Raw genomic sequence first — 24751 nt, 5'->3', positions numbered from 1 at the left:
GCGACCTTATGACATTTGTTATAGGGTTGCTTTTTTATTTTGTCGTAATAGTCAACGAAGTGGTTCTGTCCAAAACGCCTTTGCTTAATCATGTTTTGAATGATGATAAATAGTAATTTTCTTAGGTGTTTATTTCCGCGTTTGTTGATTTTGTCTTTTGCAATGAACTTACCCGATTGATAACGGCGAATATCAATGCCTGCGAAAGCGTTAAGTTGTCTATTATTATCAAAACGTCGGATTTCCCCAATTTCAGCTATCAGACGAACTGCTGTGTTAGTTGCTATTCCCGGGATGCTCAGGAGTACATCGTACTCTTCCAGTGACTCAGCTAACTTTGCCATCTTATTGATGCATTGTTCTTTTTGGAGAAGCAGCTCTTGATATCGTTTAGCATAGACAATGACCTGGTCGCAATACACGTCCGTTGAAGAAACTGCCGGATAGGATTGCTCAGCGGCCTCTAAAAGCTTAACTGCTTTCTCCTCAGCTTTTTCTACAGACATTCGTTTGTTTGTATTTGCTAGTATCCGGTTTTTGATAATCGTCTTAGAATAGGTAAGGACGATGTCCGGATGTGGAAAAAGTTGTGCTACATTAAGAAACAACTGAGATTTACTGGTGAAGATTTCCTCTAATTCCGGAAAGGTGACCTGGATGACTTTATGCATTCTACTTCGAACGATACTCAATTCATCGTCCAGCTCACTATATTGTCTGGAGAGAGCTTTCAGTTGGTTATAAACATCATCCGAGTTTGTTTTGATTCGTCTATTATTTGTAAAGTGAGTCAGGGCTAACTGATGTGCGTCACTTCGGTCCGTTTTATGGACACGTAGCGTATCGCATTGGAGCTTCGCCTCCAGCGGATTCAGCAGATAATATCCGTAGCCATTATCTCGCATGAAACGTTCAAGGGGCCTGGAATAGACACCCGTCGCTTCAAAGACGATGTGTGGTTGTTCACCATATCCGTCAATTATGTCATCAATTAATAACTTCAGTTCCGCAAATTCGGGACGTGTGTGTTCGATTTCCTTCTCTATTTCACATTTTTTTAGTGCGTTATAAACGACCATATAGCTTTTACCCATACTGATGTCAAATGCAATAACGTGTTTCATACTCTGCCTCCTCTTGATGTTTTGAAGCCTCACCTTCACCTTATCGATTCCCATTTCTTATACACGATCTCAAAGGATCCAACATACTAAAACCTGATTCAAATAAGGGTGGTGAAGTAGACCAGTTTTCAGTACGGATTCGAGATCCAAAGTCCAATTCGGTCTATTCTTCACCTCTACTATACAAAAAAATAGTAGTGCAAACCAATGCCTTGGTCTACACTACTAATCTTAGTATGTTTTCAGTGGCCTCTAAATTTAGGTTCGGTTTTTTATTGTGCAACTAACATACAAGTTCATAAAAAACTTCATACAAAAACCGTTCCCTTCTGTCCATAGACAGCAAGTAACGGTTTTGATTGTTTACTTAATCTTCTTTTTCAACAAAAGCTGCAAGTGAGGATAGCGCTTTATCCTCATCGCTTCCATCTGCAATAAGGGTTATTGAAGTTCCATGAGCGATTGCAAGGCTCATAATACCCATTATACTTTTGGCATTGACTTGTCTCTCATCTTTCTTAAGAAATATATCCGCCATAAATCGATTTGCTTCTTGAACAAAAAGTGCCGCTTGGCGTGCCTGAAGTCCAGGCTTTATTTTCACTTCTACTATTTTTTCTGCCATTCGATGTACCACTCCTTTTTTTTGCAACTCTATTAACTGTTGCCAATTCCTCCATTACGAAGGTTATCCGCTATTTCCTCGATTTTTCTCAGACGATGATTCACTCCAGATTTACTGACCGTCCCACTAGTTATCAGTTCCCCTAGTTCTTTCAATGTAATATCTTGATGCTCCACACGAAGCAATGCAATTTCTTGTAATCTGTCTGGTAGTTCCTTTAAGCCGATTGTACTTTCAATAAATTGGATATTGTTCACCTGGCGCTGTGCAGCACTGATTGTCTTGTTTAAGTTTGCCGTCTCGCAATTCACTAGTCGATTTACGCTATTTCTCATATCCCTTAAAATACGGACATCTTCAAACTTCATTAAAGCGACATGTGCACCCACAAGGCTTAAAAAGTCTGATATTTTCTCTGCTTCTTTTAGGTAGGCAATATAACCTTTTTTACGCTCAATCGACTTTGAATTCAGACGAAACTTATTCATTAAATCGACCAACGCTTCACTGTGCTCTTTGTAAATCGAGAAAATCTCGAGATGGTATGAAGATGTTTCTGGATTGTTCACTGAACCTCCTGCAAGAAATGCTCCTCGCAGATATGCACGTTGGCAACATTTTTTCTTTATCAATTCTTTGGATATTTCATTTTTAAATTGAAACGTTCCAGTTAAAATCAATAAATCTTCTAAGAGTGTTTTTGCGCCTTCGCGTATTCTACATATGTAGACGTTATTTTTCTTTAAGCGCATCTTCTTGCGAACAAGAAGCTCCACTTTATATGGATAAAGATGCTTAAGATTCGTATAAAGCCTTCTTGCAATAGCTGCATTCTCTGTTTGTACATCTAAACTTAGCTGCTTATTAGAGAATGATAATACACCATTCATACGAATAAAGGCAGCAATTTCAGACTTAATACAGCAATCATCAGCTTCAATCTGCGTCATTTCTTTTTTTGTTCTAGCTGCGAACGACATGAGCTATCCCCTTTCAAGCGAAGATCAGGTCTGTTCCATTTCTTTCGCACTTTCTATATAATTCATGAGCCATTCTGCTACTTTATCAGATTTATGCCCTATAATACCATCTCTAATAATTGCAATGTCTTTTATTACGATATCCTGTACAAGCAATTCAAGTTTTTTGACATCTATTTCGACTGGCCAAGGAGGTCCTCCATTGAAATAAGAAGAGAATTCTCCTGAGTTCAACAATATCGTATCAATAAATGGTGCCCCTGCATGATCGTATAGCGCTTTGATATGCTCTGATGCAGTATACCTATAAGTTTCTCCTACCTGTGCAGTTAGATTGCAAATATACACCTTTTTCGCAGTACACTTGATGACAGCATCTCGAATGTCTTGAACAAGAATTGTCGGTAAAATACTTGTATACAGACTACCCGGTCCGAAAATAAGTAAGTCGGCAGACATAATCGCAGCTACCGTTTCAGGTAGTGGTTTCACTTCTTCTGGCGACATAAAAACACGCTTAATTCTCTGTTCATATGCTGGAATTTTCGATTCTCCAGTAACCATCGTACCATCTTCAAGCTCTGCATGAAGTGTAATACGCTGATTAGCAGCAGGCAGCACTTTCCCTTTAATATTAAGTACACGACTCATCTGCTCAACTGCTCGAGCAAAATCTCCCGTAATATCCGTTAATGCGGCAAGCATCAGATTTCCAAGTGAATGCCCTTTTAAATCCTCTGTACTTGAAAATCGATATTGAAACATTGTTTCAATTAAGGGCTCTACGTCTGAGAGCGCTGCCATGACATTGCGGATATCTCCTGGAGGCGGAATGTCATATTCATCGAGAAGCCTGCCTGAACTCCCGCCATCATCAGCAACAGTAACAACCGCTGTTAGATCCACTGAATAAGTTTTTAGGCCTCTTAGCAATGTAGCTAACCCGGTGCCGCCACCAAAAACGACGATTTTCTTCTCTTTCCCGGATTGCGTCATAGTGTCAACCCTTTCTCTTCTCAATATCACGGTGGGTGATTAAAGTCTGGTACTCACCCTCAAATCGTTTTCCAAAAAATTCAGCTAGTGTCACAGAACGATGTTGACCACCTGTACAGCCAAATGCGATTACCACCTGTGATTTCCCCTCATTTTTATACTGAGGGATTAGAAATTTAAAGAGATCTGTTAATTTTTCAATTAACATTTGTGTGTCTCCCCATTTTAACACATAATCAGCGACTTCTTTTTGTAATCCCGTTTTTGTTTTTAATTCTTGTATATAGAAAGGGTTTGGCAAAAATCGAACGTCAAAAACGACATCTGCATCAATTGGCATACCATGCTTAAATCCGAATGAAATAAAATTCACTGTAAAAATAGACTCTCCAGTTGATGAGAATTCTGTCATAATTTTTTCGCGAAGTTCTCTTGGCTTTAAATTTGACGTATTGTAAATCGATCGTGCCCGACCTTTTAACTCAGATAGAATTTGTCGCTCTTTACGTATTCCATCAAGCGGTAAACCACCTTCAGCAAGGGGGTGAGAGCGCCTGCTTTCTTTATATCGCCTAACAAGTGCTTCATCGTTAGCGTCTAAAAATAATATGCGAGAAGAGATACCTTCACGGGCAATCAAGTCATCCACAGCACCCATTAATGAATCAAAAAGGTCTCCACCCCGCGTATCCATCACTGCCACTATCCTTCTCATACGATTTTCCGACTTGGTCATCAAATCAAGAAAAGTAACAAGTAATTCAGGCGGAAGATTATCGATACAATAAAAACCTAGATCTTCAAAACTTTGCATCGCTACAGTTTTACCCGCTCCGGACATTCCTGTAATGATGACTAATTCCATGTCATCATTATAAATTCCCTCTTCTGTCATTATTCATCACCTTCCTTAGAATGCTGAATTTCTTCCTTCAGTAATACGAATTGTTCCGTATAAACAAACGTTCCATATTGCATTCCAGAATTTGTAACCGCAAACATTAAATTCGTTCGGTCACCCTCGGCCATTGGAAGTGTCTGTATGCTCTCTATTGGATGCCATTCCAACTCACCTTCAGTTGTTACCGTAAATGGAATGCCCTCTAAATCGTTTGCCAAGAACGTATACAACATCCATTCATCTACTTGCTGCTGACTATCTTCATCTACGATAACCATCGTATAGACGCCTTTAAGGTGAGGCTTTATTGGTTCTGTCCCTGTTTCTTCCCTAAACTCTCTTTTAGCCGCTTCATAAATCGATTCGCCTGGTTCTATTTTTCCACCTGGAGCCACATACCAGCCTCTTCGTGGTTTTTTCAATAATAGTACGTTTCCGTCTTTCACGACGAGTAAATTTGCGATTCTTTGCATAATACCAACTCCAAAATATTTTCACGTATAGTATTATTATACATCTAAATCACCCAAAACAACATTAGAAAGAAAAAAGAGACCGCCTACTGGAATTAACCAGTAGACGGTCTAAATTTTTTAAATCTATATCAAAAGGGGGGTCAATTGATAACTCTACTATAACCCACTCATGTTGCATAACTGTTACAGTCATGTTAAAGATTTATTAAGTTAGGTTAAATCAACTTATGCTTCTACGCCTAATTTTTCTTTTAATTCTTCAATGTACTTCTGGACAGCTTGTGCTGCAATGCTTCCATCACCAGTCGCAGTAACAATTTGTCTTAGGAGCTTCTCACGTACATCCCCTGCTGCGTATATACCTGGGACAGATGTTTCCATAATTTCATTTGTATCAATGTATCCATTTTCATCAAGGATTCCAAGTTTTTCAAAAGGAGCTGTCAATGGATCCATACCGATATATACAAACATTCCCTCTGTCTCGTACTCTGTCTCAGTACCATCTACTGTAGAAAGGAATGTAACTGAACCGATTTTGCCATCTTTTTCGTTCACTTGCTTAATTGTTGTGTTCCAAACAAAGTCCATTTTCTCATTAGCAAATGCGCGGTCTTGAAGAATTTTCTGAGCACGTAATTCATCACGACGGTGAACGATTGTTACTTTGTCAGCAAAACGAGTTAAATAAGATCCTTCTTCGACTGCAGAGTCTCCTCCACCAACTACGATGATCTCCTTACCTCGGAAAAATGCACCATCACACACTGCACAGTAACTTACACCGCGGCCAGTTAGTTCGGTTTCCCCAGGGATACCCATCTTTCTATACTCAGCACCCGTTGTAATAATGATCGCACGAGCTTTATATTCTTTACCGCCTGCAATAATCGTTTTATAACTTTCTCCGTCAATTACTTCTTTAACATCACCATATGCATATTCTGCACCAAATTTACGCGCATGTTCAAACATTTTTGTTGATAAATCTGGGCCTAAAATATGGTCAAAACCTGGATAGTTTTCAACGTCTTCCGTGTTTGCCATTTGACCACCTGGCATTCCTCGCTCAAGCATTAGTGTCGATAGATTTCCTCGCGAAGCATATACCGCAGCTGTCAATCCAGCAGGTCCAGCACCTATAATTATTACATCATATATTTTTTCTGTCGTCATTTGAATTTCCTCCTTCGAACAATTACACTGACCAAATCGTATAATAATTGCTTGGTACTATCAACTTTTTTGCTTATTTATCAAAATGAGGTAAGAACTCAATTAATTCATTCACGTATTTAGTCAATGTAGGCACGGATACTTCAAACTTTTTTGCAATTGCCTTTTTCGTCACATCTGTATAACGTGCAGATTGAAACATATAATCTGCTGCCGCCGCAAGGCCTTTTGGATTTCTGAAGTGATAAGATTTCGTCAGCGCACTTTCACATAATGTGAACCACATTTGAAATAAATGCGTTGCCTGGCGATCTAACGGCCGATAGTTTTTGTAAAGTAATTCAGTTGTTTCAAGAGCGCGCATAAAAGATTTATCAAATGAAGTTTCAGGCATGAATTCATAATCAAGACCACTTACAAGAAAAAGTTGTTCCAAAGAACTTAGCTTCTCGACGTTAATATAGGAAGGGTGGGATATCAGTTCTTGTTTATGGCCCGATTTACCAAGTAGATAGAACCCAAACATTCTTTCGCTACGATATGAATTTCGTATTTTTGCTAGCAAAAAATCTCTATCCTGCTCAAGCGAGCTAGATTCGATGTCCTTTTCTACACCATTCCAAGGTTCGAATCCTGCTTTTGTAGGATCCATTTCAATAAGTTTAGCGTATGCATCCTGTGCTACTTCTTGATGCCCTGAAAAGTAAGCAGAATGTGCAAGCCAAAAGTAGTAACCCGCATCACCTTCAAATCCACGTTTCTGTAAACTTCTAAGCCAATTGAATGCTTCTTGATGCTTACCTACGAGTGCAAACGTTGCGCCTAATTTATATCTATGTTCGATTACATAGGGTTTAATTTTCACTAATAACTTAAGAAGTTCTTCTAGCTCTTCTTCCTTCTTTTCATAATAATAAAATACGGCAAGATTACAAAGTGCATGAAGATTTCCTTTGTTTTTCTTAAGAATATCATCAAGAAGTTCTCTAGCTTTTTTCGTTTTTCCGATATAAAAATAAGCAAGCGCTAAGTTATTATATGCAGCCCAAAAGTCCGGGTTGTCAGAAATAATCGACTCAAGAAGCTCAGTGGCTGCCTTAAAGTCCCCGGCTTCCATTAAGCGTCGTGCTTTTTCTTGTAAGAAATATACTTCACCATCTCGAACTTCATCTTCATCGTAAAATGCATCTTCTTGCTCGGCAAAATCTATAATTTCCATTGATTCATCAGCAAACGGTCCATCAGGATCCATTGAAATATACTTTTTCGCATAAGCTTTCGCATCTCGAAGAAGGCCCAAATGCGCATGTATCTCAGCTAGATAAAAGACAATTTCTTCCTCCGAGGAATCAAGTGCATGAGCGGCTAACAATAGTTCCAAAGCATCTTCAAAACGCCCCTCTTCCATGACAAGTACACCGTACTGCATTAAAATCAGGGGATCGTCCGGTTTCAATTCTGTCGCTCTTTTTAAATACTTATGTGCTTCTTCAAAACGATCCTTTTGCATCGATTGAACAGCTTTTTTATAATAAAACTCACCATCTGGATTGAAGGAGATTATATTTTTATTGTGTGTGTCATTCTTATTATCCATTCATATGCCTCCAAAAAAAGAAGAAGGAACGTATCATACGTTCCTTCTCGTAATTGTTTCTATTATATCATAGATGAGGCGTCGTCAGTCATTTTCTAAAACTATGCCCGATGTAGAAGTTTTTAACCGCTCTTCCATTTCTTCTTTTGTAAAAATAATTTTCACAGGATTACCACCCGCAAAAACACCTGGTGGTATATCCCGATTGACCAATGTCGCAGCCGAAACAATCGCTCCATCGCCAATTTCTACACCTGGAAGGATCGTTGTATTTGCTCCAATCAACACATTCTTACCAATCACTACATCGCCAATGCGATATTCATCAATTAGATATTCATGTGCCAGAATAGTCGTATTATAACCAATTACTGAATTGTCACCTACCGTTATTCGTTCTGGAAACATGACGTCCGGCATAACCATTAATGCAAACGATGTTTTATTTCCAACTTTCATTTTCAGAAACGTACGAAAAAGAAAGTTTTTCATCGGGATAAAAGGCGTATACCTTGAAAGTTGGATAACAGCAAAGTTCTTAGACACTTTAAAAAATGGGACCGTTTTATAAATATGCCAAAGTGAATTTGCTCCACCTTTTGCAGGGTATCGCTCAGTGCGTCTCAAACCGATTCCTCTTCTACAATTGCCAGTATATCTGAAATATGGTGCAACATAAAATCAGGGTTAAACGTTTGTAGATATGCTTCTCCTTTTAATGCCCAAGCAACCCCAACAGTTCGAACACCCGCATTCTGTCCACCAAGAATATCATGATAATTATCCCCAACCATTAGCGCCTCTTCCTTACTTACTCCTAATTTATCGAGCGCAAATAAAAGTGATTCTGGATTTGGTTTTGCATGTGTAACTTGGTCCAATCCAATAATGGCGTCAAACAATGTTTCATCGACATCTAAGAGCTTTACGCCTCTTTTTACCATAGCCGTTTGCTTTGTCGAGACAATGGCTATTTTCAAACCTTTCTCTTTTAGCAATTTTAGAGTTTTGGAAACACCTTCAAATTCATGAACAAGGCCATCATGCATTTCTTCATTCCACGCTCTATATTCCTGAATGAGTTGGCTCGACTTCTCGGGGTTAATTGATTCGAACGTTTCTTCTAACGTTGGCCCAATAAAAGCGTAAATATCTGTTCGTTCATACTTCCCAGGATAATGTCTACCAAGAACATGTTCAAAAGTTTGTACAATCAATTCGTTTGTATCCATCAATGTCCCATCAAAATCAAATAAAATTGCAGTAATCTGTTTAGACATCCGCAACAGTGCCCCCTTTCTCTTTCTTCTCCGCACTGCTCTCTTCCCTACGCCTCCATACATACGCAACAGCAATCGTCAATACAAAAGCTGTTACAATTCGAATGAGAAGTAAAGGTAAAATTGGTACCCCAAGTGGAATAAATATCAATGTGTCCTCGATGACTGCGTGACAAGCTATCAGAAATATAAATGCAAGCGTAGCATCTTTTTTACTTAAGCCGTCATCTTTTACTGCTTGAATTAGTACTCCGGCACCTATTGCCAGACCGACAACTAATCCAGCAACAAGTGTCATCGAAGCATTTGGCTTTAGGCCAATTACCTTCGTAAAGGGTGCCAACTTTTCGGAAAATTTCTGTAGATAATTCAAATCCTTTAAATATTGAACAAGTATCATCAATGGAATCACAATGAGTGCGAGCTGAAAGACTCCATAGGATGCCTTTTGAACTCCCAGCAACACAATTTCTAACCAACCTTCCGGAAGTTCAGTGATTTTCGGAGCCATCCCATATTTCGCAATTTCTCCTCCACCCTTCCAGAGTAGGTTAATAACAATACCCGAAATTGCAGCGAGACCAAATCTTACCAGTAGAACAACCCAGAGTTTTACACCGACCTTCAACGCAACACTCGTCTCGATAAAAAGATTGTGGGAAAATGACAGCATTACTGCAATGATAAATACCTCTTTCACAGACATTTCAAGCGATAAAATACCCGCAATTGCGGCATATAAATTCAAGGCATTTCCCAATACTAGGGGAATTGCAGCATCTCCACTTAGTCCAAACAGACTCATGAAAGGTGCAACAAGATTAATTATCCAAGGAAGAACAGGGGTATGTTGCAAGATAACAACTAGAATCGTTATTGGGAAAATAATTTTTCCCAACGACCAAGTAGTTTTCATCCCTTCTTGCAATCCTTTTTTAATCGAACTCATTTACGCAACTCCTGTTCACTTATCATTATAATTCGTATCGACTTTTTGGACAAAACGTCGGATGATAAAAATGGCAACGGCAACGACGATTGTTATTATTGAAACTAGTTGAGCTGCACGTAGTTCCCCGATTACGTACAAGCTGTCTGTCCGCATGCCTTCGATGAAGAAGCGTCCAAGAGAATACCATGCAAGATAGAACAAAAATACCTCTCCGCGTTTTAAATTAATTCTCCGTAAAACTAAAATAAGAATTAGCGCAACGAGATTCCACATCGATTCGTAAAGGAATGTAGGATGATACGTAATCCCTTCAATCGTCATCTGATTCATAATCCAGTCTGGGATGATCGTCGTATCAAGGAAGTTTTGGGATACAGGACCACCATGAGCTTCTTGGTTCATGAAGTTTCCCCAACGCCCAATAATTTGGCCAATTAATAACCCTGGTGCAGCTATATCAACAACTTTCCAAAATGATATCCCACGACGTTTCGTGAAGAAATATGTTGTAATAAAGGCACCAATTAATGCACCATGGATTGCGATGCCGCCTTCCCATATTTGAATAACCTGTCCGATATTATCTTTATAATAATCCCAAGTGAAAATAACATAATAAATTCGCGCACTAATAATTGCTATCGGAACTGCCCAAATAAGTAAATCCGTTAGAAATTCCGGATGCATACCTTGTTTAACCATTTCCCGCTGAACAACTATAAATGCAAGAACGATACCTAGTGCGATTAAAATCCCATACCAACGGACTTCTAAAGGTCCAAGTGAGAATGCAATTGGATTAATTGCCAATAAATTTAACACGTTTAACCACCTTACCTTTCTTCATTTCCATGATTTGAAGACGTTCCAATCATATTATCAAGCTTGTCGGAAAATGTTTTCGCTGCATTTATACCTAAACGCTTCATTCTATAGTCCATCGCTGCTACCTCAATAATGACGGACAAATTACGTCCCGGTCGTACGGGCACTGTTAACTTATTTAACTCCGTATCGATAATTTTAACTTTTTCCTCATCCAGGCCTAGGCGATCATATTCCTTTTCTGCTTCCCATACTTCCAGATCCAAAACAATCGAAATTCGAGCGTCTCCTTTGATCGCACTTGCGCCAAATAATGTCATGATATCAATTATGCCAATTCCACGTATCTCAATCATATGCTCAATCAGTTCTGGTGCTTTACCAATTAATATATTTTCAGCAACTTGTCTAATTTCCACCGCGTCATCTGCAACCAAGCGATGACCTCTTTTCACAAGTTCAAGTGCCGTCTCGCTCTTGCCTATGCCACTTTTCCCTGTAATTAGGATTCCAATTCCATAAACATCAACTAAAACACCATGTACCGTTGTAATAGGTGCCAATTTACTTTCTAGGTAATTTGCCAACATTCCAGAAAAGCGAGTTGTTGGGATTTTAGTTTTAAAAACAGGCACTCGATTTTTTTCAGCTGCATCTAACAATTCATCTGGAACAACCATACTATTTGCTACAATAATAGCAGGCGTATCTGCTGAACAAAGCTGAATCATTCGATCGTCTTTCACGGATTTTTCAAGTTTCATAAAAAAAGAAATTTCTGTTTTGCCTAGGAGTTGAATTCGGTCGGCTGGATAAAAATCAAAAAATCCTGCCATCTCCAGACCAGGCCTTGAAATGTCACTCTTATGTATTTTTTTATCTAACCCTTCTTGCCCCGCAATTAGTTCTAATCCAAAATTACTTTGCACATCTTTTACAACTACAAAAGACATAGTCAATCCTCCATTCAATAATTACACAGCATTTGTACTTATATTAACATACCATCGAAAAAGACTTACATCTGCGGATTGCCTTCTTTATTTAATTTTAGCGAAGTTGAAATAGTCCTTAAATGATGTAGTTTTTATAATTAAAAACAGCCCATCCCCAGTGAATAATCCAGGTCCAGGCTGTTTTCGGTTTTTATTTATTCGTGTTTAGCATTGTAACAGACAAGAACAGATCCGGTTTTCGCTTCTCCAGAAATTTGTAACGGAGATGTAGAACCTTCTACTTCCTTTTTAAATCGAATTGAACGTTGGAAGAATTGTTCATGCTCATCTGTATGGTCAACATCTTTAAGTTGCAAGTCGAGTCGTCCCATATTAGAAGCAATTTCTCCTTTTAACGCTATGCCAGATGGAATGTAGATTTCAACTGATCCACTCATTGTTTTGGCATCAATACTTTCTGCATTCACATCACTTGTTGTTACAGCAACATTGCCGCTAAGTGATTGTGCTTCTACCTCTTTTAAAACACCATCAATGTAGACACGCCCATTTAATGATTCAGCTTCTAGTTTCTTTCCCTTTAAACCACTTAAGTTAATTGCTCCATTGGCCGTTTCAAATTCAGCTTCATCAAAATCTAGACCTTTGACTTCGATTCTACCATTGGCCGTTCTCACTCGGACTTTCTTTGAGTCAGCATTATCCATTCTAAACGATCCATTTAACATACGAGCTGATATTTTTTCATAGTGCTTTACAGGTAAATATAGATTCAAATTTACTTGAGTCAATTTCATATCACTTGAAATTAATAACTTCTTTTCATCTCTCACAACAATAACACGGTCCAAAAAGTATTCTTTCGCTTTCTTTTCTGAATCATGTTTATGTGTTTTCACTGTGAATTCAGCACGTACTTCCTCGGTATCTTCAGAATGAATTGCTATTTTCCCATTATCAAGGTCGATAACGATTTCATCCAGACCTTCCGCATTTTTTGTTTCTGAATGCTTAAATGTGATTGATTCACCAAATGGAGATTCAAAATCAAACGTTTTAACTTTTTGAACTGCTGTTTGCATGAAATCCATGAATCGATCTCCTGCATGCGTAAAATCTTTTCTTAAGTTCTCAAGAAATTCCTCCATTGAAGGCTCTTCTTTTTGTCCTTCCGAAGAAGTAGACTTTTTTTCCTTTGATTCTTGTTGTTTCGCTTTATCTTCGAAAGGTAGAGCTTTCTGTTTTGGTTCCTCTAATTTTTCCAGAAGTGTTAATGCATCACTTGTCGTGATTTTCCCATCTTCAAGCATCGCTAAAATACGTTTCCGTTCATTTTGCATCGCTTTACCTCCTAGATGATAGTATTCGGATTACTCCGTTTTCATCTTATCTTATATATACGAATAGGCTTTGAAAAAGTTTCACTTTGTGATCGTTTCGGCATTATTAACTCGTTTTTCCATTCGTTCGCGGTCTCTCGCTAGAATCGATTGTAGATAGTATCCAGTATGAGAGTCCTTTGATTTTGCAATTTTCTCTGGAGTTCCAGTTGCGATAATTTGGCCACCTTTATCTCCGCCCTCGGGTCCAAGGTCTATAATATGATCGACTGTTTTAATAACATCTAGATTATGTTCGATGACGAGTACTGTATTTCCGCTATCAACAAGTCTTTGAAGTACAACTAATAGTTTTTCTATATCAAACGTATGAAGCCCCGTAGTCGGTTCATCGAGAATATAAAAGGATTTACCATTCGAACGTTTATGCAGTTCTGAAGCCAACTTCACACGTTGGGCTTCTCCACCTGATAACGTCGTTGCCGGTTGGCCCAACTTAATATAACCTAAACCGACATCTACAATTGTTTGTAGTTTACGACTAATCTTTGGTATGTTTTCAAAAAACACAAGCGCATCTTCAACTGTCATTGCAAGAACATCCGCGATATTCTTGCCTTTGTATTTAATTTCAAGTGTTTCTCTATTATATCTTTTTCCGTGGCATACTTCACATGGTACGTATACGTCTGGTAAGAAATGCATCTCTATTTTAATAATGCCATCTCCACGACACGCTTCGCATCGTCCACCTTTTACGTTAAAGCTAAACCTACCTTTTTTATATCCACGTACTTTCGCTTCATTCGTTAAAGCAAATACATCTCTTACATCATCAAACATACTTGTATACGTTGCAGGGTTCGACCTTGGCGTTCTCCCTATTGGTGACTGATCTATCTCAATTACCTTTTCCAATTCCTCTAACCCTACTACTGATTTATGTTGGCCCGGCTTTTGCTTCGAGCGATTTAATTGCTGCGCAAGCACTTTGTACAACACTTCATTCACAAGTGTGCTTTTCCCGGAACCAGACACCCCTGTTACAGCAATAAATTGTCCAAGTGGGATGTTAACGTTGACGTTTTTTAAGTTGTTTGCTGAAGCACCTTTAATAGTTATTTTTCTACCATCTGATTTCCGTCTTTCTAAAGGTAAAGGTATAAATCTTTTCCCACTTAAATATTGACCTGTTAACGAGGCAGGATCATTCATTACCTCTTCAGGCAATCCCGCAGAGACAACCTCGCCGCCAGCGACACCCGCACCTGGTCCCATATCAATCAGATAATCAGCTGCCATCATTGTATCCTCGTCGTGTTCGACGACAATCAATGTATTCCCTATATCTCTCATGCTTTTCAACGTGCCAATTAACCGTTCATTATCACGTTGATGCAAACCGATTGAAGGTTCGTCCAAAATATAAAGCACACCGGTAAGCCTAGATCCTATTTGAGTTGCAAGTCGGATACGTTGTGCCTCACCACCAGAAAGTGTTCCTGCAGCTCGTGAAAGTGTTAGATAATCGAGTCCAACGTTAATTAGAAAACCAAGACGTTCTGCAATTTCACGCAAAATTAACGCAGCAATCTGCTGATCCTTTTCAGATAGTTCAAGGCTTTTGAAAAAGGCGTCTGCCTCAGTAATTGAGAGTTCGGTAACCTTTCCTATATGAACATTATTCACTTTTACTGCTAACGTTTCCTCTTTCAAACGATAGCCGTTACATGAAGGACAATCACGTTGAGCCATATATTTCTCCATTTGGTCACGAACGTAATCTGATGATGTTTCCTTATAGCGTCGGGCAACGTTCGACATGACCCCTTCGAAGTAAATGTCGCTATCTCTTGTGCCGCCAAACTCATTTGTATACTTGAACCTGATTTTTTCTTCACCAGACCCATTTAAAATTTTATCCAATTGTTCTTCAGATAATTTGCTAATAGGTGTAGCCATTGAAATCCCGTAATGCTTGGCCACAGCTTTCAGGAGTTCTGGATAATACTGTGAACTCGTTGGTTCCCATGGCGCGATTGCATGTTTTTTTAACGAGAGCGACCAATCCGGTATGACAAGCTCGGGATCGACTTCAAGTTTTGTTCCTAATCCATCACATTCCTGACATGCACCAAATGGGCTGTTGAATGAAAACATCCTCGGTTCAAGTTCACCAATTGAAAATCCACATAATGGACATGCGTGATGTTCGCTAAACAGTATTTCTTCACCATCAATGACATCAATAAGTGCATTTCCTTCAGCTAGCCGAAGTGCGGATTCTAGCGAGTCACCTAATCGAGCTGCGATATCTTCTTTCATTACAATGCGGTCGATAACTACTTCAATCGTATGCTTCTTATTTTTATTCAGTTCAATTGTATCGTCAAGATCTAAAATATCTCCATTTACACGAACCCGAACATAGCCCTCTTTCCTTATGTCCTCAAGTAGCTTCACATGAGCCCCTTTACGTCCTGAGACAATAGGTGCTAGAACTTGTAATCGGGTACGTTCAGGCAACTCCATTAAGCGGTCCACCATTTGCTGTACAGTCTGAGACTTAATTTCTGTGCCGTGAATTGGACAAATCGGTTTTCCAACTCGAGCATATAAAAGGCGTAAGTAATCGTATATTTCCGTCACAGTACCTACCGTTGAGCGAGGATTTCGACTCGTCGTCTTTTGGTCAATAGAGATTGCTGGTGATAACCCTTCAATTACATCTACGTCAGGCTTTTCCATTTGCCCCAAGAACTGACGAGCATACGACGACAGAGACTCTACATACCTTCGCTGCCCTTCCGCATAAATCGTATCGAATGCGAGAGAAGATTTTCCTGATCCGGATAAACCCGTCATTACAACGAGTTGGTCGCGTGGTATATTCACGTCAATATTTTTTAAATTATGTGCACGTGCACCTTGAATTACAATTTCTTTGTTTTTCATCCTTGGCCTCACCTTTCAGCTTTGAGTTCCAAAATCGTGTCTCTTAGTTCTGCCGCTCGTTCAAAATCAAGCTCTTTTGCTGCCGCCCTCATTTCTTTATCAAGCACAGCGAGAAGCGAGGTCTTCTCATCTTTTGTAAGCTTCTTACCTTTTGTTAATTTTTCAACATATGACTCTGCTTCTTCCACCACTTGCGACGCACGAATTACATCTCGGATTTCTTTAACGATTGTCGTTGGCGTAATTCCATGTTTTTCATTGTGAGCAATTTGAATATCGCGTCGCCGTTGAGTTTCCCCTAAAGCTTTTTCCATCGAATCTGTTATTTTATCGGCATACATAATAACATGTCCATTCGAATTTCGAGCCGCTCGACCAATTGTCTGAATTAGCGCCCTCTCCGAGCGAAGAAAACCTTCTTTATCTGCATCTAGTATTGTAACAAGCGACACTTCAGGAATATCAATTCCCTCTCGTAAAAGGTTAATTCCAACAAGTACATCATGAATACCCATTCTTAACTCTCTAATAATTTCAATTCGTTCAAGTGTTTTTATTTCGGAATGTAAGTATTGAACTTTAATTCCTATATCTTTCAAATAATCCGTTAAGTCTTCAGACATTTTTTTGGTTAACGTCGTAATAAGAACACGCTCATTCTTCTTTGTTCGTTCATTAATTTCATAAATTAAATCATCTATTTGTCCTTCTATCGGTCGAACATCTACAGTCGGATCTAAGAGGCCTGTCGGACGTATTATTTGCTCAATCATTTTAGGTGTATGCTCAATCTCGTAAGGTCCTGGAGTTGCGGATACATAAATAGCCTGATGAACATGATTTTCAAATTCTTGAAACATTAACGGCCTGTTGTCAAGTGCTGATGGCAATCGAAACCCATGTTCAACAAGTGTTGACTTTCTTGCTTGGTCACCGTTATACATCCCTCGAACTTGGGGCAATGTCACATGACTTTCATCAACAATTAAGAGAAAGTCATCTGGAAAATAATCAATTAGTGTATAGGGCGTTGCACCTGCTGGTCTCAATGTCAAATGACGTGAATAGTTTTCAATACCTGAACAAAATCCCATCTCTCGCATCATTTCGAGATCGTAACGTGTACGTTGTTCAAGGCGTTGAGCTTCCAACAACTTATCTTCCGAACGCATCTTCTTAAGTTGTTCTTCCAATTCAACTTCTATATTTTCGATGGCCTGAACCATTTTTTCTTCACTTGTAACGAAGTGAGATGCTGGGAATATAGCAACGTGATCGCGGTCAGCTATAATTTCTCCTGTAAGTGCATCAACTTCTCGAATGCGCTCAATTTCATCTCCAAAAAACTCGATACGCATACAACGCTCGTCCCGCGATGCAGGAAATACTTCTACAACGTCACCTCGTACTCGGAACGTTCCACGAATGAAGTTGATATCGTTTCTTTCATACTGAATATCTACAAATTTCCGTAATAATTCGTTCCGCCCAATTTCCATTCCTACACGTAACGAAACTACATGCTCACGGTATTCTTGAGGTGAACCTAATCCGTAAATACACGATACCGATGCAACGATCAACACGTCACTTCTTTCGAATAATGAGGACGTAGCAGAGTGTCTAAGCTTGTCTATTTCATCGTTAATACTCGAATCTTTCTCGATATACGTATCTGTATGAGCAACGTATGCTTCAGGCTGAAAATAATCATAATAACTAACAAAATATTCAACTGCGTTATTAGGAAAAAACTCCTTAAATTCACTATATAATTGTCCTGCTAACGTTTTATTATGGGCCATAACTAGAGTTGGTCTATTTATTTCGTTAACAACGTTAGAAACCGTAAATGTTTTCCCTGTCCCTGTTGCACCAAGAAGTGTTTGATGCTTTTCGTGGTTTTTCAACCCTTTCAAAAGCTCTGCAATTGCAGTTGGCTGATCACCTTGTGGAGTATACGGAGCTTGCAAATTAAATTTCTCGACCAACGCTATCCCTCCAATTAAAGAATTGTACTAATCTTAACATATTCTATTTTATTTCACGAACAAAAAGCGAACTGGTGTTTTAAAAATGAAGTTGAAAAAACGCTATATGTTATTTACACATAGCGTTCCCATTATATTCTTTATAACTCTTCCAACTCTACTAATTTCTTAGAAAGTTCCATAAAAGCTACCTCATCCTTACTATCCAATGCAAAATCGATAAGTAAAGTTAGCCTTTCCTTTGTCTGCTCTCTGTGAATTCGGTTTAGAAACAGGTCCATGTAAATTTCATTCAACAGTCTTTCGGCTTGGAAAGAAGAGCTATTTCTTCCCACAGCCTTTATAAACTCTGCATATGAATAATTCTTCTCCATTTCGCTCACCCCTGAGGCCTTTTAATTAGTATATATAATTATCAAGGGAAGTTGCAAGTTTTTTTAAAATTTTCTATCTATTATTTAGTAATATTATTCGCACCTCTAATAATCCTCTGCTTTTTCAGCTGTTAATCGAATCGTCGCTTCTGAAACAATGAGTATTACGCACCCAACTAGTAGTGGTGTCAACAACACTTTAAAACTAACAAATGCCGCAATCACTACAATTCCAGCTTGAATCCATTGGACCGTTCGAACGATTTTTCGTATAGCAGCTGGACGTGTATTTTTGGGTTCTGGAAAAAGCAGATCCATTCTAAACTCATCCCCTGATTGCAACGCATAAATAAGTTGGATAGAGGAAGCGAATGCAAGTGCACCACTAAAAATAAAAACAACGATTGGAAAAGGGATAAAAATTGCACCTACTAAAGATATAATTGTAAGTCTTACCCAAAGCCAAAATATATCATCTGTTCGAAGAAACGTTCGCTTAACCAGGTATGCTTGCGCCTCTGATTTACCTAAAGTAGCTGAGCCAAGCACAAATGTAAGCCAACCCCTTCTACTAACTGAACCCTTCAAGTGTGGTACATCTGTAAAATAATTTGCAAATCGATAGAAACGCATCATTCTATTTTGTTCCAACTCAATAAAGTGATCATATGGAAATGGCTTTTTATCTTTCTTCTTTTGCCAGTACAAATTGTAAGAAAAGAGTGCGATAAAAATTATTAAAGCAAATAAAAGGGAATGACTTAACCAAAAATATACGAGTGACGCAGCCATTAAAAACCTTATCAAACGATCTCCCCATATATATTTACCATTCCTTGCATGACGAAAAAAGTATTCAGTTCGAACAAACAGCCACTTCAATACAATAATCATAAGAGCCATCCAAACGAAGCCTGAGTTCGCTCCATTTCCTACTGCCACAAGCAAAGGTAAAGAAACAATATATAATGCGAGTGGCAAAAGTAGTTGTGAAACAGTTGTCCAATTCAGAGCGCGCTCAAGATAACTTGAAAGTTTCTTTTCAAGAGGGAGAAAATAGACACTATCCGCCGGTTTTAATAAGGTGATTGGAGTGGCAAAGGTAAGCGATGCACCAATGACAAGTGCAGTTAGAAGAATGGCAGGGAAATTCGCAGGTACTTCCTTCAACCACTCGCTATATGCATATCCTCCGGCACCTAGAGTAAATACTAGGACGATGGCTAAATGCCCTGTGAAGACATACTTCAGATACTTTTGAAGTTCCGTTATATAATGGACAAATCGTTGACCCCATATTTCACGTAAGTTGTTCATAAGTAGATTCCTCTGTCATTGCAATATAAAGGTCATCTAGAGATGCCTCAGGTCGACCAAACGCATCCCTTAGCTCTTTCATCGTTCCTTGTGCTCTTAACTGTCCTTCATGTAGCAAAATAATACGATCACAATGCTTTTCCGCAGTCGATAGAATATGAGTTGACATTAAAACGGACGCCCCTTCTGCCTTCTTTTCCGACATTTGTTCCAACAGAGATTTAATCCCAATTGGATCGAGTCCTACGAATGGTTCATCAATTATATACAACTGTGGATTTACTAGGAATGCGCACATAATCATCACTTTTTGCCGCATGCCTTTTGAGAAATGCGATGGAAACCATTTCAATCTTTTTTCCATCATGAATTCACGTAGAAGTGAGGCAGAGCGTGCCTCAAAAACCTCCTTATCCAACCCATACGCCATCGCTGTCAGCTCTAAATGTTCTCTCAGTGTCAGCTCCTCGTATAGTATCGGAGTTTCAGGAATATACGAAAATGATTTTCTATATTTCTCAGGATCCTCGCTAAATGTGACCCCGTTTACACGAATTTCTCCCTCGTGAGGATTCATTAATCCGATAATATGTTTAATAGTTGTACTTTTTCCGGCGCCGTTTAAGCCGATTAAGCCGACGAGTTCACCATTACCAATCTCAAATGATAGATCATGCAATACAGGTTTCCGTGAATATCCACCCGTTACATTAATTAATTCAACGATTGCCATAACCATCCTCCATTCTTCATTTCATAGTAACAAAAATTCGGCATTGATGTCTTGTCCACGCCTACCTTTACTAATAAAATATGCTACACTTATGACATTAATGAAAGGAAGTGTCAAAATGACGGATTGTATTTTTTGTAAAATCATTGAAGGAACAATTCCTAGTACAAAAATCTATGAAGATGACCACGTCTACGCTTTCATGGATATTATGCCCGTAACGAAAGGACATGTCCTACTTATTCCTAAGAACCATGTGGAAAATGTCTATGATTTAACACCTGAAGTTGCCGGACATTTGTTTTCAGTTGCTCCTCTAATTGCGAATGCATTAAAAGCTGAATTGAACCCTAAAGGAATGAACTTACTCCAAAATAACGGATCCTTTGCCGGACAAACCGTTTTTCATTTCCATCTACATTTCGTTCCACGGTTTGATGACTCAGACGGATTTAGCTTGTCTGGTTGGAATCCAAAAACAACTGAATATACACCTGAGCGAATTAATGAGATTGCAATTGGAATTCGTAAAAGCTTAGAAATTTAAACTTGTGATCTATCTAAATCTATTATATGATGAAAAGTAAGTTTTTCGCTGCCGATCATGAGGATACGGTAGGAGAAATCAAAAAAACTAGTTGAGTTGAGGAGAGATTAGAAATGAATACAAAAAACTTAGTGTTAATGGCGTTATTGGTAGCTATAGGTGCAACACTTTACCTAATCGTACCACCAATTACAGGAACTATGAAAATCGATTTTATGTTAGCAATGATGTTTGTCGGAATGCTTTTGTTCAGAGATGTTAAAAGTGTTTTCTTACTAGCTTTATCGACAGGTGTGATATCAGGATTGTTTTCTACTTTCCCTTTAGGGTTCTTCCCTAACATCATAGATAAACTGGTTACCGCATTTATTATTTTCGCACTCATAAAAGTTCTTAAAAATATAGCAAACAACTTATTTGTTGCTACAGCACTTACAGGACTTGGTACATTAATTTCCGGAACGATATTCTTATCTGTTGCACTATTTATTTTAGGTGTGGAACTTCCCGGTCTAGAGAATCCATTCCCTATATTATTTGTAACAGTTGTTCTACCTACAATCGTTATTAATTCGCTTGCATTTTTCATCATCTATCCAGTTGTAAATAAACTGATGAAACGCTCTTCGTTTAATACGGCTATCGCTAATTAATAGTACTATTTTAAGATGAAAGCTTTTCGTTTCTTATTCGAAAAGCTTTTTTTGTTTGCCCACACACCTTGAACGTGTTTTAATTAAACTATAAGAAAGTATAGAAAGGGGCATATAAATCATTATGAAAACATCTACATTTTTTATTGGACTAGCAGCAGGAACTGTTGCCGCTGCAGTTACAGTACTTTACTCCACTCCTCAATCTGGAAGTGAATTGCGAACGACCGTTAAAAGTGCTTCTACAGATATGAAAGAAATGTTTCAAGATGTAAAGGAAAAAGTTAGTGACTTAAAACTTTCCGTTTCAAAGTTAACCAAGGAAGCGAAAGAAACCGTTCCGAACGTTGTTGAAGGTATGAAGGATTCAGTAGAGCAATGGAAAGATACTACCAATTTAAATAAAACTCGTTTAGAAAAAGAACTTTCGGCAATCCAGTCAGCTATCGAAAGTCTAGAAAAAACCATCGCAACACAACAAAAATAATTAAACTTAAGAAGTAACTGGGTTTCATCTATTTTACAGGCTAAATTAACTAAATCGTTTTGCAAGTTCCCTATTCATTATGATACACAAATAATTTAGCGGTCTTTAGTACGTAACTTTCAAGCTATTCTTTTTTCTGAATAGCTTTTTTATTATTCAAATTTTAGTTTTTTAAAAATTTTCTGCTTTTAATTCTTTGCTTTTCTGCTATAATAAAAGAAATTGTATAATTTCGGAAAGCGGGTGTTTTTATGTCGGAACAAAAATATTCATTAAAAGAATCGATGATCTTCGGTCAACGTGTTGCACAAATGTCAAAAGCTCTATGGAAAGCGGTCGAAAAAGACTGGCAACTATGGATTAAACCTTATGACTTAAATATTAATGAACATCATATTTTATGGATATCATTTCATCTCCAAGATGCAACAATTTCCGATATTGCCAAATTCGGAGTGATGCATGTTTCTACTGCATTTAACTTTTCAAAAAAACTAGAACAACGAGGTTATTTATGCTTTTATAAAAGGGAAGATGATCGTCGGAATACATATGTTTCTGTTACCGAAGAGGGCCAAGAACTGTTAGTAAAAATGAATGAAAACTATTATAATACTAAACATGGAATACTTGAGGGTTCTCTCCCAATAAAAGAACTGTACGGGAAATTCCCTGAATTTCTTGAAGTTATGTCTGTAATTAAAAATATTTACGGGGATGATTTTATGGAGATATTTGAAAGAGGCTTTAAAAGCATTGAAAATACATTCGATGAATCTAACGGTAAATTATCCCTTTCAAAGAAGAATCGAAATATCGAATAACAATTAATAGCTAACCTTCACCTATTGATTATTAGTTTCAATTCTTAAGTGATTCTGCTACAATAGTGGGAGCAATAAAAGAGGGGGTACCCAATTGATTCTTTTAGTTACAGTTCTGTTTTCATTGTTTTATTTATTCCAAATAAATAAGATGACGTATGCACTTTGTGAATCAAAAGAGATTCCTGAAGAAAAACAACCCAAAATTTACATGACCGTCAATATACTTATAACTCTTCTAATGACTTCTTTTTTCCTTGAAGTATTATTAGCTTTATAAAATAAAGTCCATTGTCTTTTTCAAGACAATGGACTTTTTTTAATTTTTAATACATGTACGCTGCACCGACGATGATTAGTAGTATAAATAACACAACGATTAGCGCAAAACCTGAAGTATTTTGATTGCATCCGCTCACAGGAGCACCCCCTCTCTCTCTTTGTATCTTATGCATCCTATTTCCATGTTTGTTAGGCAATTATTACCGAAGGAACCTTTTTGTTTTAAAAACGTTTTTATGTTATAGTGTCTACTGTTGTACACAAAAGTTAGGGGAGAAAATTATGAAGAAATTAATTTTAGCATTAACTATGACATCAGCTTTTCTTGTACTTTCCGCATGTAGTAACGACAAAGCGGATGAAGAGATTATCGTTTCGTCGAAAGCTGGAAATATTACCAAAGATGAGCTTTATCAAGAATTAAAAGATGCTGCAGGTGAGCAGATGATCTTGCAACTTACGATTGAAAAAATACTTGCCGATAAATATGAAGTTTCAGATTCAGACGTTGAAGAAGCGTTAGAGGAAACAAAAGCACAATTGGGAGAAAGCTTTGAATCTGCATTAGCTCAACAAGGCTTAACCGAAGAAAGCTATAAAAAACAACTTCGTTTAGACTTATATAACCAAAAGGTTTTAACTGAGGATGTAGAAGTAACAGACGAAGAGATAAGTGAACGCATCAAAGAAAAGAATGCTGAGTTACACGTACGTCATATTCTTGTTGCGGACGAAGAAACGGCATTAGAAGTTATTGAAAAAATAAATGGCGGTACTGATTTTGCAGAAGCTGCAAAAGAATATTCAACAGATCCTGGCTCGAAGGATAACGGCGGAGAATACGAAGGTGTTCTATTCGGTGTAATGGTTCCTGAATTCTGGGAAGCAGCATATAATGCGGAACTGAATACACTAAGTGCTCCAGTTCAGTCTTCCCACGGATTCCATGTTATTGAAACATTAGCTAAAGGTGAAGTTGAAGAAGGTAAAGTAACAGATGCTGATAAAGACAAAATCTCTAATGAAATCGCGCTTGAAAAAGCAGATTCCGATGCACTATTTAATAAAGTTTCCGAACTTGTTAAAGCAGCAGACGTGAAAATTAAAGACGAAGATTTAAAATCAGCTCTTGATTTATTCTTAAAAGAAGATGAAGAAGAAGTTAAAGAATAAGCCCCAATAATTAGTAAAACCACCAACATCAATTAAACACACTATTAGAGTCCAATTCGCATATGAATTGGACTCTTTTCTTTTACCTATGAATCAAGGTTTGTGGATGAAACACACTTACTTTAGGCACCTTACTAACACACACAGGCACTTAGATATATTTTGTGCTGAGCCGTGATATTAATAG

General features: G+C 38.1%; 26 protein-coding genes. 6 read left to right on the top strand and 20 right to left on the bottom strand.

What is annotated here, in order from left to right; genetic code table 11:
- From ACXYMX_RS12760 to ACXYMX_RS12670, 19 genes are all read right to left on the bottom strand, one after another.
- The coding region (locus ACXYMX_RS12760; protein WP_459044624.1) for an IS110 family RNA-guided transposase at nucleotides 1-1124 on the bottom strand (1124 nt) is incomplete at its 3' end.
- A gap of 367 nt (nucleotides 1125-1491) precedes the next feature.
- Nucleotides 1492-1749 carry an HPr family phosphocarrier protein gene (locus ACXYMX_RS12755; protein WP_459044623.1) on the bottom strand — a complete coding sequence of 86 codons (258 nt, stop codon included), beginning with the start codon at nucleotides 1747-1749 and terminating at the stop codon, nucleotides 1492-1494.
- A gap of 32 nt (nucleotides 1750-1781) precedes the next feature.
- Nucleotides 1782-2729 (bottom strand): DNA-binding protein WhiA, encoded by a 948-nt coding sequence (gene whiA, locus ACXYMX_RS12750; RefSeq protein ID WP_459044622.1) that lies wholly within the window; start codon nucleotides 2727-2729, stop codon nucleotides 1782-1784.
- Between the two features lie 24 nt (nucleotides 2730-2753).
- Nucleotides 2754-3725, bottom strand: coding sequence for a gluconeogenesis factor YvcK family protein (locus ACXYMX_RS12745; protein ID WP_459044621.1), 972 nt, complete (start codon nucleotides 3723-3725; stop codon nucleotides 2754-2756).
- Between the two features lie 4 nt (nucleotides 3726-3729).
- Entirely contained in the window at nucleotides 3730-4620 is an 891-nt protein-coding gene (rapZ, locus tag ACXYMX_RS12740) for an RNase adapter RapZ (protein ID WP_459044620.1), read from the bottom strand.
- The gene (locus ACXYMX_RS12735) at nucleotides 4620-5099 is read right to left on the bottom strand and encodes an NUDIX hydrolase (RefSeq protein WP_459044619.1); all 480 of its coding nucleotides are present in this window, start codon (nucleotides 5097-5099) and stop codon (nucleotides 4620-4622) included. The genes rapZ and ACXYMX_RS12735 overlap by 1 nt, the downstream gene beginning before the upstream one ends.
- Before the next feature lie 228 nt (nucleotides 5100-5327).
- Nucleotides 5328-6278, bottom strand: a complete 951-nt coding sequence (trxB, locus tag ACXYMX_RS12730; RefSeq protein WP_459044618.1) for a thioredoxin-disulfide reductase — start codon at nucleotides 6276-6278, stop codon at nucleotides 5328-5330.
- 73 nt (nucleotides 6279-6351) lie between these two features.
- On the bottom strand, nucleotides 6352-7875 hold the full coding sequence (locus ACXYMX_RS12725) for a tetratricopeptide repeat protein (RefSeq protein WP_459044617.1): 1524 nt from the start codon (nucleotides 7873-7875) through the stop codon (nucleotides 6352-6354).
- 84 nt (nucleotides 7876-7959) lie between these two features.
- Nucleotides 7960-8502, bottom strand: a complete 543-nt coding sequence (locus ACXYMX_RS12720) for an acyltransferase (protein ID WP_459044616.1) — start codon at nucleotides 8500-8502, stop codon at nucleotides 7960-7962.
- Nucleotides 8499-9155, bottom strand: coding sequence for a pyrophosphatase PpaX (ppaX, locus tag ACXYMX_RS12715; RefSeq protein WP_459044615.1), 657 nt, complete (start codon nucleotides 9153-9155; stop codon nucleotides 8499-8501). The genes ACXYMX_RS12720 and ppaX overlap by 4 nt, the downstream gene beginning before the upstream one ends.
- Nucleotides 9148-10104, bottom strand: coding sequence for a nucleoside recognition domain-containing protein (locus ACXYMX_RS12710; RefSeq protein ID WP_459044614.1), 957 nt, complete (start codon nucleotides 10102-10104; stop codon nucleotides 9148-9150). The genes ppaX and ACXYMX_RS12710 overlap by 8 nt, the downstream gene beginning before the upstream one ends.
- Before the next feature lie 15 nt (nucleotides 10105-10119).
- Nucleotides 10120-10929 (bottom strand): prolipoprotein diacylglyceryl transferase, encoded by an 810-nt coding sequence (lgt, locus tag ACXYMX_RS12705; protein ID WP_459044613.1) that lies wholly within the window; start codon nucleotides 10927-10929, stop codon nucleotides 10120-10122.
- An 11-nt stretch (nucleotides 10930-10940) separates the two neighbouring features.
- Nucleotides 10941-11885: an HPr(Ser) kinase/phosphatase gene (gene hprK / locus ACXYMX_RS12700; protein WP_459044612.1), complete on the bottom strand. Its 945-nt coding sequence runs from the start codon at nucleotides 11883-11885 to the stop codon at nucleotides 10941-10943.
- Between the two features lie 197 nt (nucleotides 11886-12082).
- Nucleotides 12083-13228, bottom strand: coding sequence for a DUF4097 family beta strand repeat-containing protein (locus ACXYMX_RS12695; protein ID WP_459044611.1), 1146 nt, complete (start codon nucleotides 13226-13228; stop codon nucleotides 12083-12085).
- Nucleotides 13229-13309: 81 nt separating this feature from the next.
- Nucleotides 13310-16183 carry an excinuclease ABC subunit UvrA gene (gene uvrA / locus ACXYMX_RS12690; protein ID WP_459044610.1) on the bottom strand — a complete coding sequence of 958 codons (2874 nt, stop codon included), beginning with the start codon at nucleotides 16181-16183 and terminating at the stop codon, nucleotides 13310-13312.
- 8 nt (nucleotides 16184-16191) lie between these two features.
- Nucleotides 16192-18174: an excinuclease ABC subunit UvrB gene (gene uvrB / locus ACXYMX_RS12685; RefSeq protein ID WP_459044609.1), complete on the bottom strand. Its 1983-nt coding sequence runs from the start codon at nucleotides 18172-18174 to the stop codon at nucleotides 16192-16194.
- 140 nt (nucleotides 18175-18314) lie between these two features.
- Nucleotides 18315-18548, bottom strand: coding sequence for an IDEAL domain-containing protein (locus ACXYMX_RS12680; protein ID WP_459044608.1), 234 nt, complete (start codon nucleotides 18546-18548; stop codon nucleotides 18315-18317).
- A gap of 105 nt (nucleotides 18549-18653) precedes the next feature.
- A complete protein-coding gene (locus tag ACXYMX_RS12675; protein WP_459044607.1) occupies nucleotides 18654-19865 on the bottom strand; it encodes an ABC transporter permease in 1212 nt (403 codons plus the stop codon).
- Nucleotides 19849-20598, bottom strand: coding sequence for an ABC transporter ATP-binding protein (locus tag ACXYMX_RS12670; protein ID WP_459044606.1), 750 nt, complete (start codon nucleotides 20596-20598; stop codon nucleotides 19849-19851). Before ACXYMX_RS12670 ends, ACXYMX_RS12675 begins: the two co-directional genes overlap by 17 nt.
- 118 nt (nucleotides 20599-20716) lie before the next feature.
- Here ACXYMX_RS12670 and ACXYMX_RS12665 point away from each other — a divergent pair, with 118 nt between their 5' ends.
- The 5 genes from ACXYMX_RS12665 (at nucleotide 20717) to ACXYMX_RS12645 (ending at nucleotide 23389) form a co-directional block, all read left to right on the top strand.
- Nucleotides 20717-21145, top strand: a complete 429-nt coding sequence (locus tag ACXYMX_RS12665; RefSeq protein WP_459044605.1) for an HIT family protein — start codon at nucleotides 20717-20719, stop codon at nucleotides 21143-21145.
- Nucleotides 21146-21258: 113 nt separating this feature from the next.
- Entirely contained in the window at nucleotides 21259-21798 is a 540-nt protein-coding gene (locus tag ACXYMX_RS12660) for a tryptophan transporter (RefSeq protein WP_459044604.1), read from the top strand.
- 124 nt (nucleotides 21799-21922) lie between these two features.
- Complete coding sequence (locus ACXYMX_RS12655; protein WP_459044603.1) at nucleotides 21923-22285, top strand: YtxH domain-containing protein; 363 nt, start codon at nucleotides 21923-21925, stop codon at nucleotides 22283-22285.
- A gap of 251 nt (nucleotides 22286-22536) precedes the next feature.
- Entirely contained in the window at nucleotides 22537-23109 is a 573-nt protein-coding gene (locus ACXYMX_RS12650) for an HTH-type transcriptional regulator Hpr (protein ID WP_459044602.1), read from the top strand.
- A gap of 94 nt (nucleotides 23110-23203) precedes the next feature.
- On the top strand, nucleotides 23204-23389 hold the full coding sequence (locus ACXYMX_RS12645) for a hypothetical protein (protein WP_459044601.1): 186 nt from the start codon (nucleotides 23204-23206) through the stop codon (nucleotides 23387-23389).
- Between the two features lie 46 nt (nucleotides 23390-23435).
- On the opposite strand, the gene ACXYMX_RS12640 is transcribed toward ACXYMX_RS12645, so the two are convergent.
- Complete coding sequence (locus ACXYMX_RS12640; RefSeq protein ID WP_459044600.1) at nucleotides 23436-23528, bottom strand: YjcZ family sporulation protein; 93 nt, start codon at nucleotides 23526-23528, stop codon at nucleotides 23436-23438.
- 145 nt (nucleotides 23529-23673) lie between these two features.
- On the opposite strand from ACXYMX_RS12640, the gene ACXYMX_RS12635 reads away from it, so the two are divergent.
- Nucleotides 23674-24564: a peptidylprolyl isomerase gene (locus ACXYMX_RS12635; protein ID WP_459044599.1), complete on the top strand. Its 891-nt coding sequence runs from the start codon at nucleotides 23674-23676 to the stop codon at nucleotides 24562-24564.
- The last annotated feature ends 187 nt before the right edge of the window (nucleotides 24565-24751 follow it).

The organism is Sporosarcina sp. CAU 1771 (genome assembly GCF_054482775.1).
The sequence above is the reverse complement of the archived record's forward strand: the minus strand, read 5'-3'. Positions and strand labels throughout refer to the sequence as shown.

Excerpts from the sequence above, each read along its gene's own strand:
- ACXYMX_RS12660 (WP_459044604.1), top strand. The coding sequence starts at position 21,259 with ATGAATACAAAAAACTTAGTGTTAATGGCGTTATTGGTAGCTATAGGT.
- ACXYMX_RS12710 (WP_459044614.1), bottom strand. The coding sequence starts at position 10,104 with ATGAGTTCGATTAAAAAAGGATTGCAAGAAGGGATGAAAACTACTTGG.
- ACXYMX_RS12745 (WP_459044621.1), bottom strand. The coding sequence starts at position 3,725 with ATGACGCAATCCGGGAAAGAGAAGAAAATCGTCGTTTTTGGTGGCGGC.
- ACXYMX_RS12675 (WP_459044607.1), bottom strand. The coding sequence starts at position 19,865 with ATGAACAACTTACGTGAAATATGGGGTCAACGATTTGTCCATTATATA.
- trxB (WP_459044618.1), bottom strand. The coding sequence starts at position 6,278 with ATGACGACAGAAAAAATATATGATGTAATAATTATAGGTGCTGGACCT.
- ACXYMX_RS12725 (WP_459044617.1), bottom strand. The coding sequence starts at position 7,875 with ATGGATAATAAGAATGACACACACAATAAAAATATAATCTCCTTCAAT.
- ACXYMX_RS12670 (WP_459044606.1), bottom strand. The coding sequence starts at position 20,598 with ATGGCAATCGTTGAATTAATTAATGTAACGGGTGGATATTCACGGAAA.
- ppaX (WP_459044615.1), bottom strand. The coding sequence starts at position 9,155 with ATGTCTAAACAGATTACTGCAATTTTATTTGATTTTGATGGGACATTG.
- rapZ (WP_459044620.1), bottom strand. The coding sequence starts at position 4,620 with ATGACAGAAGAGGGAATTTATAATGATGACATGGAATTAGTCATCATT.
- uvrA (WP_459044610.1), bottom strand. The coding sequence starts at position 16,183 with ATGAAAAACAAAGAAATTGTAATTCAAGGTGCACGTGCACATAATTTA.
- ACXYMX_RS12755 (WP_459044623.1), bottom strand. The coding sequence starts at position 1,749 with ATGGCAGAAAAAATAGTAGAAGTGAAAATAAAGCCTGGACTTCAGGCA.
- ACXYMX_RS12665 (WP_459044605.1), top strand. The coding sequence starts at position 20,717 with ATGACGGATTGTATTTTTTGTAAAATCATTGAAGGAACAATTCCTAGT.
- ACXYMX_RS12650 (WP_459044602.1), top strand. The coding sequence starts at position 22,537 with ATGTCGGAACAAAAATATTCATTAAAAGAATCGATGATCTTCGGTCAA.
- ACXYMX_RS12735 (WP_459044619.1), bottom strand. The coding sequence starts at position 5,099 with ATGCAAAGAATCGCAAATTTACTCGTCGTGAAAGACGGAAACGTACTA.
- ACXYMX_RS12680 (WP_459044608.1), bottom strand. The coding sequence starts at position 18,548 with ATGGAGAAGAATTATTCATATGCAGAGTTTATAAAGGCTGTGGGAAGA.
- hprK (WP_459044612.1), bottom strand. The coding sequence starts at position 11,885 with ATGTCTTTTGTAGTTGTAAAAGATGTGCAAAGTAATTTTGGATTAGAA.
- ACXYMX_RS12635 (WP_459044599.1), top strand. The coding sequence starts at position 23,674 with ATGAAGAAATTAATTTTAGCATTAACTATGACATCAGCTTTTCTTGTA.
- ACXYMX_RS12695 (WP_459044611.1), bottom strand. The coding sequence starts at position 13,228 with ATGCAAAATGAACGGAAACGTATTTTAGCGATGCTTGAAGATGGGAAA.
- ACXYMX_RS12655 (WP_459044603.1), top strand. The coding sequence starts at position 21,923 with ATGAAAACATCTACATTTTTTATTGGACTAGCAGCAGGAACTGTTGCC.
- whiA (WP_459044622.1), bottom strand. The coding sequence starts at position 2,729 with ATGTCGTTCGCAGCTAGAACAAAAAAAGAAATGACGCAGATTGAAGCT.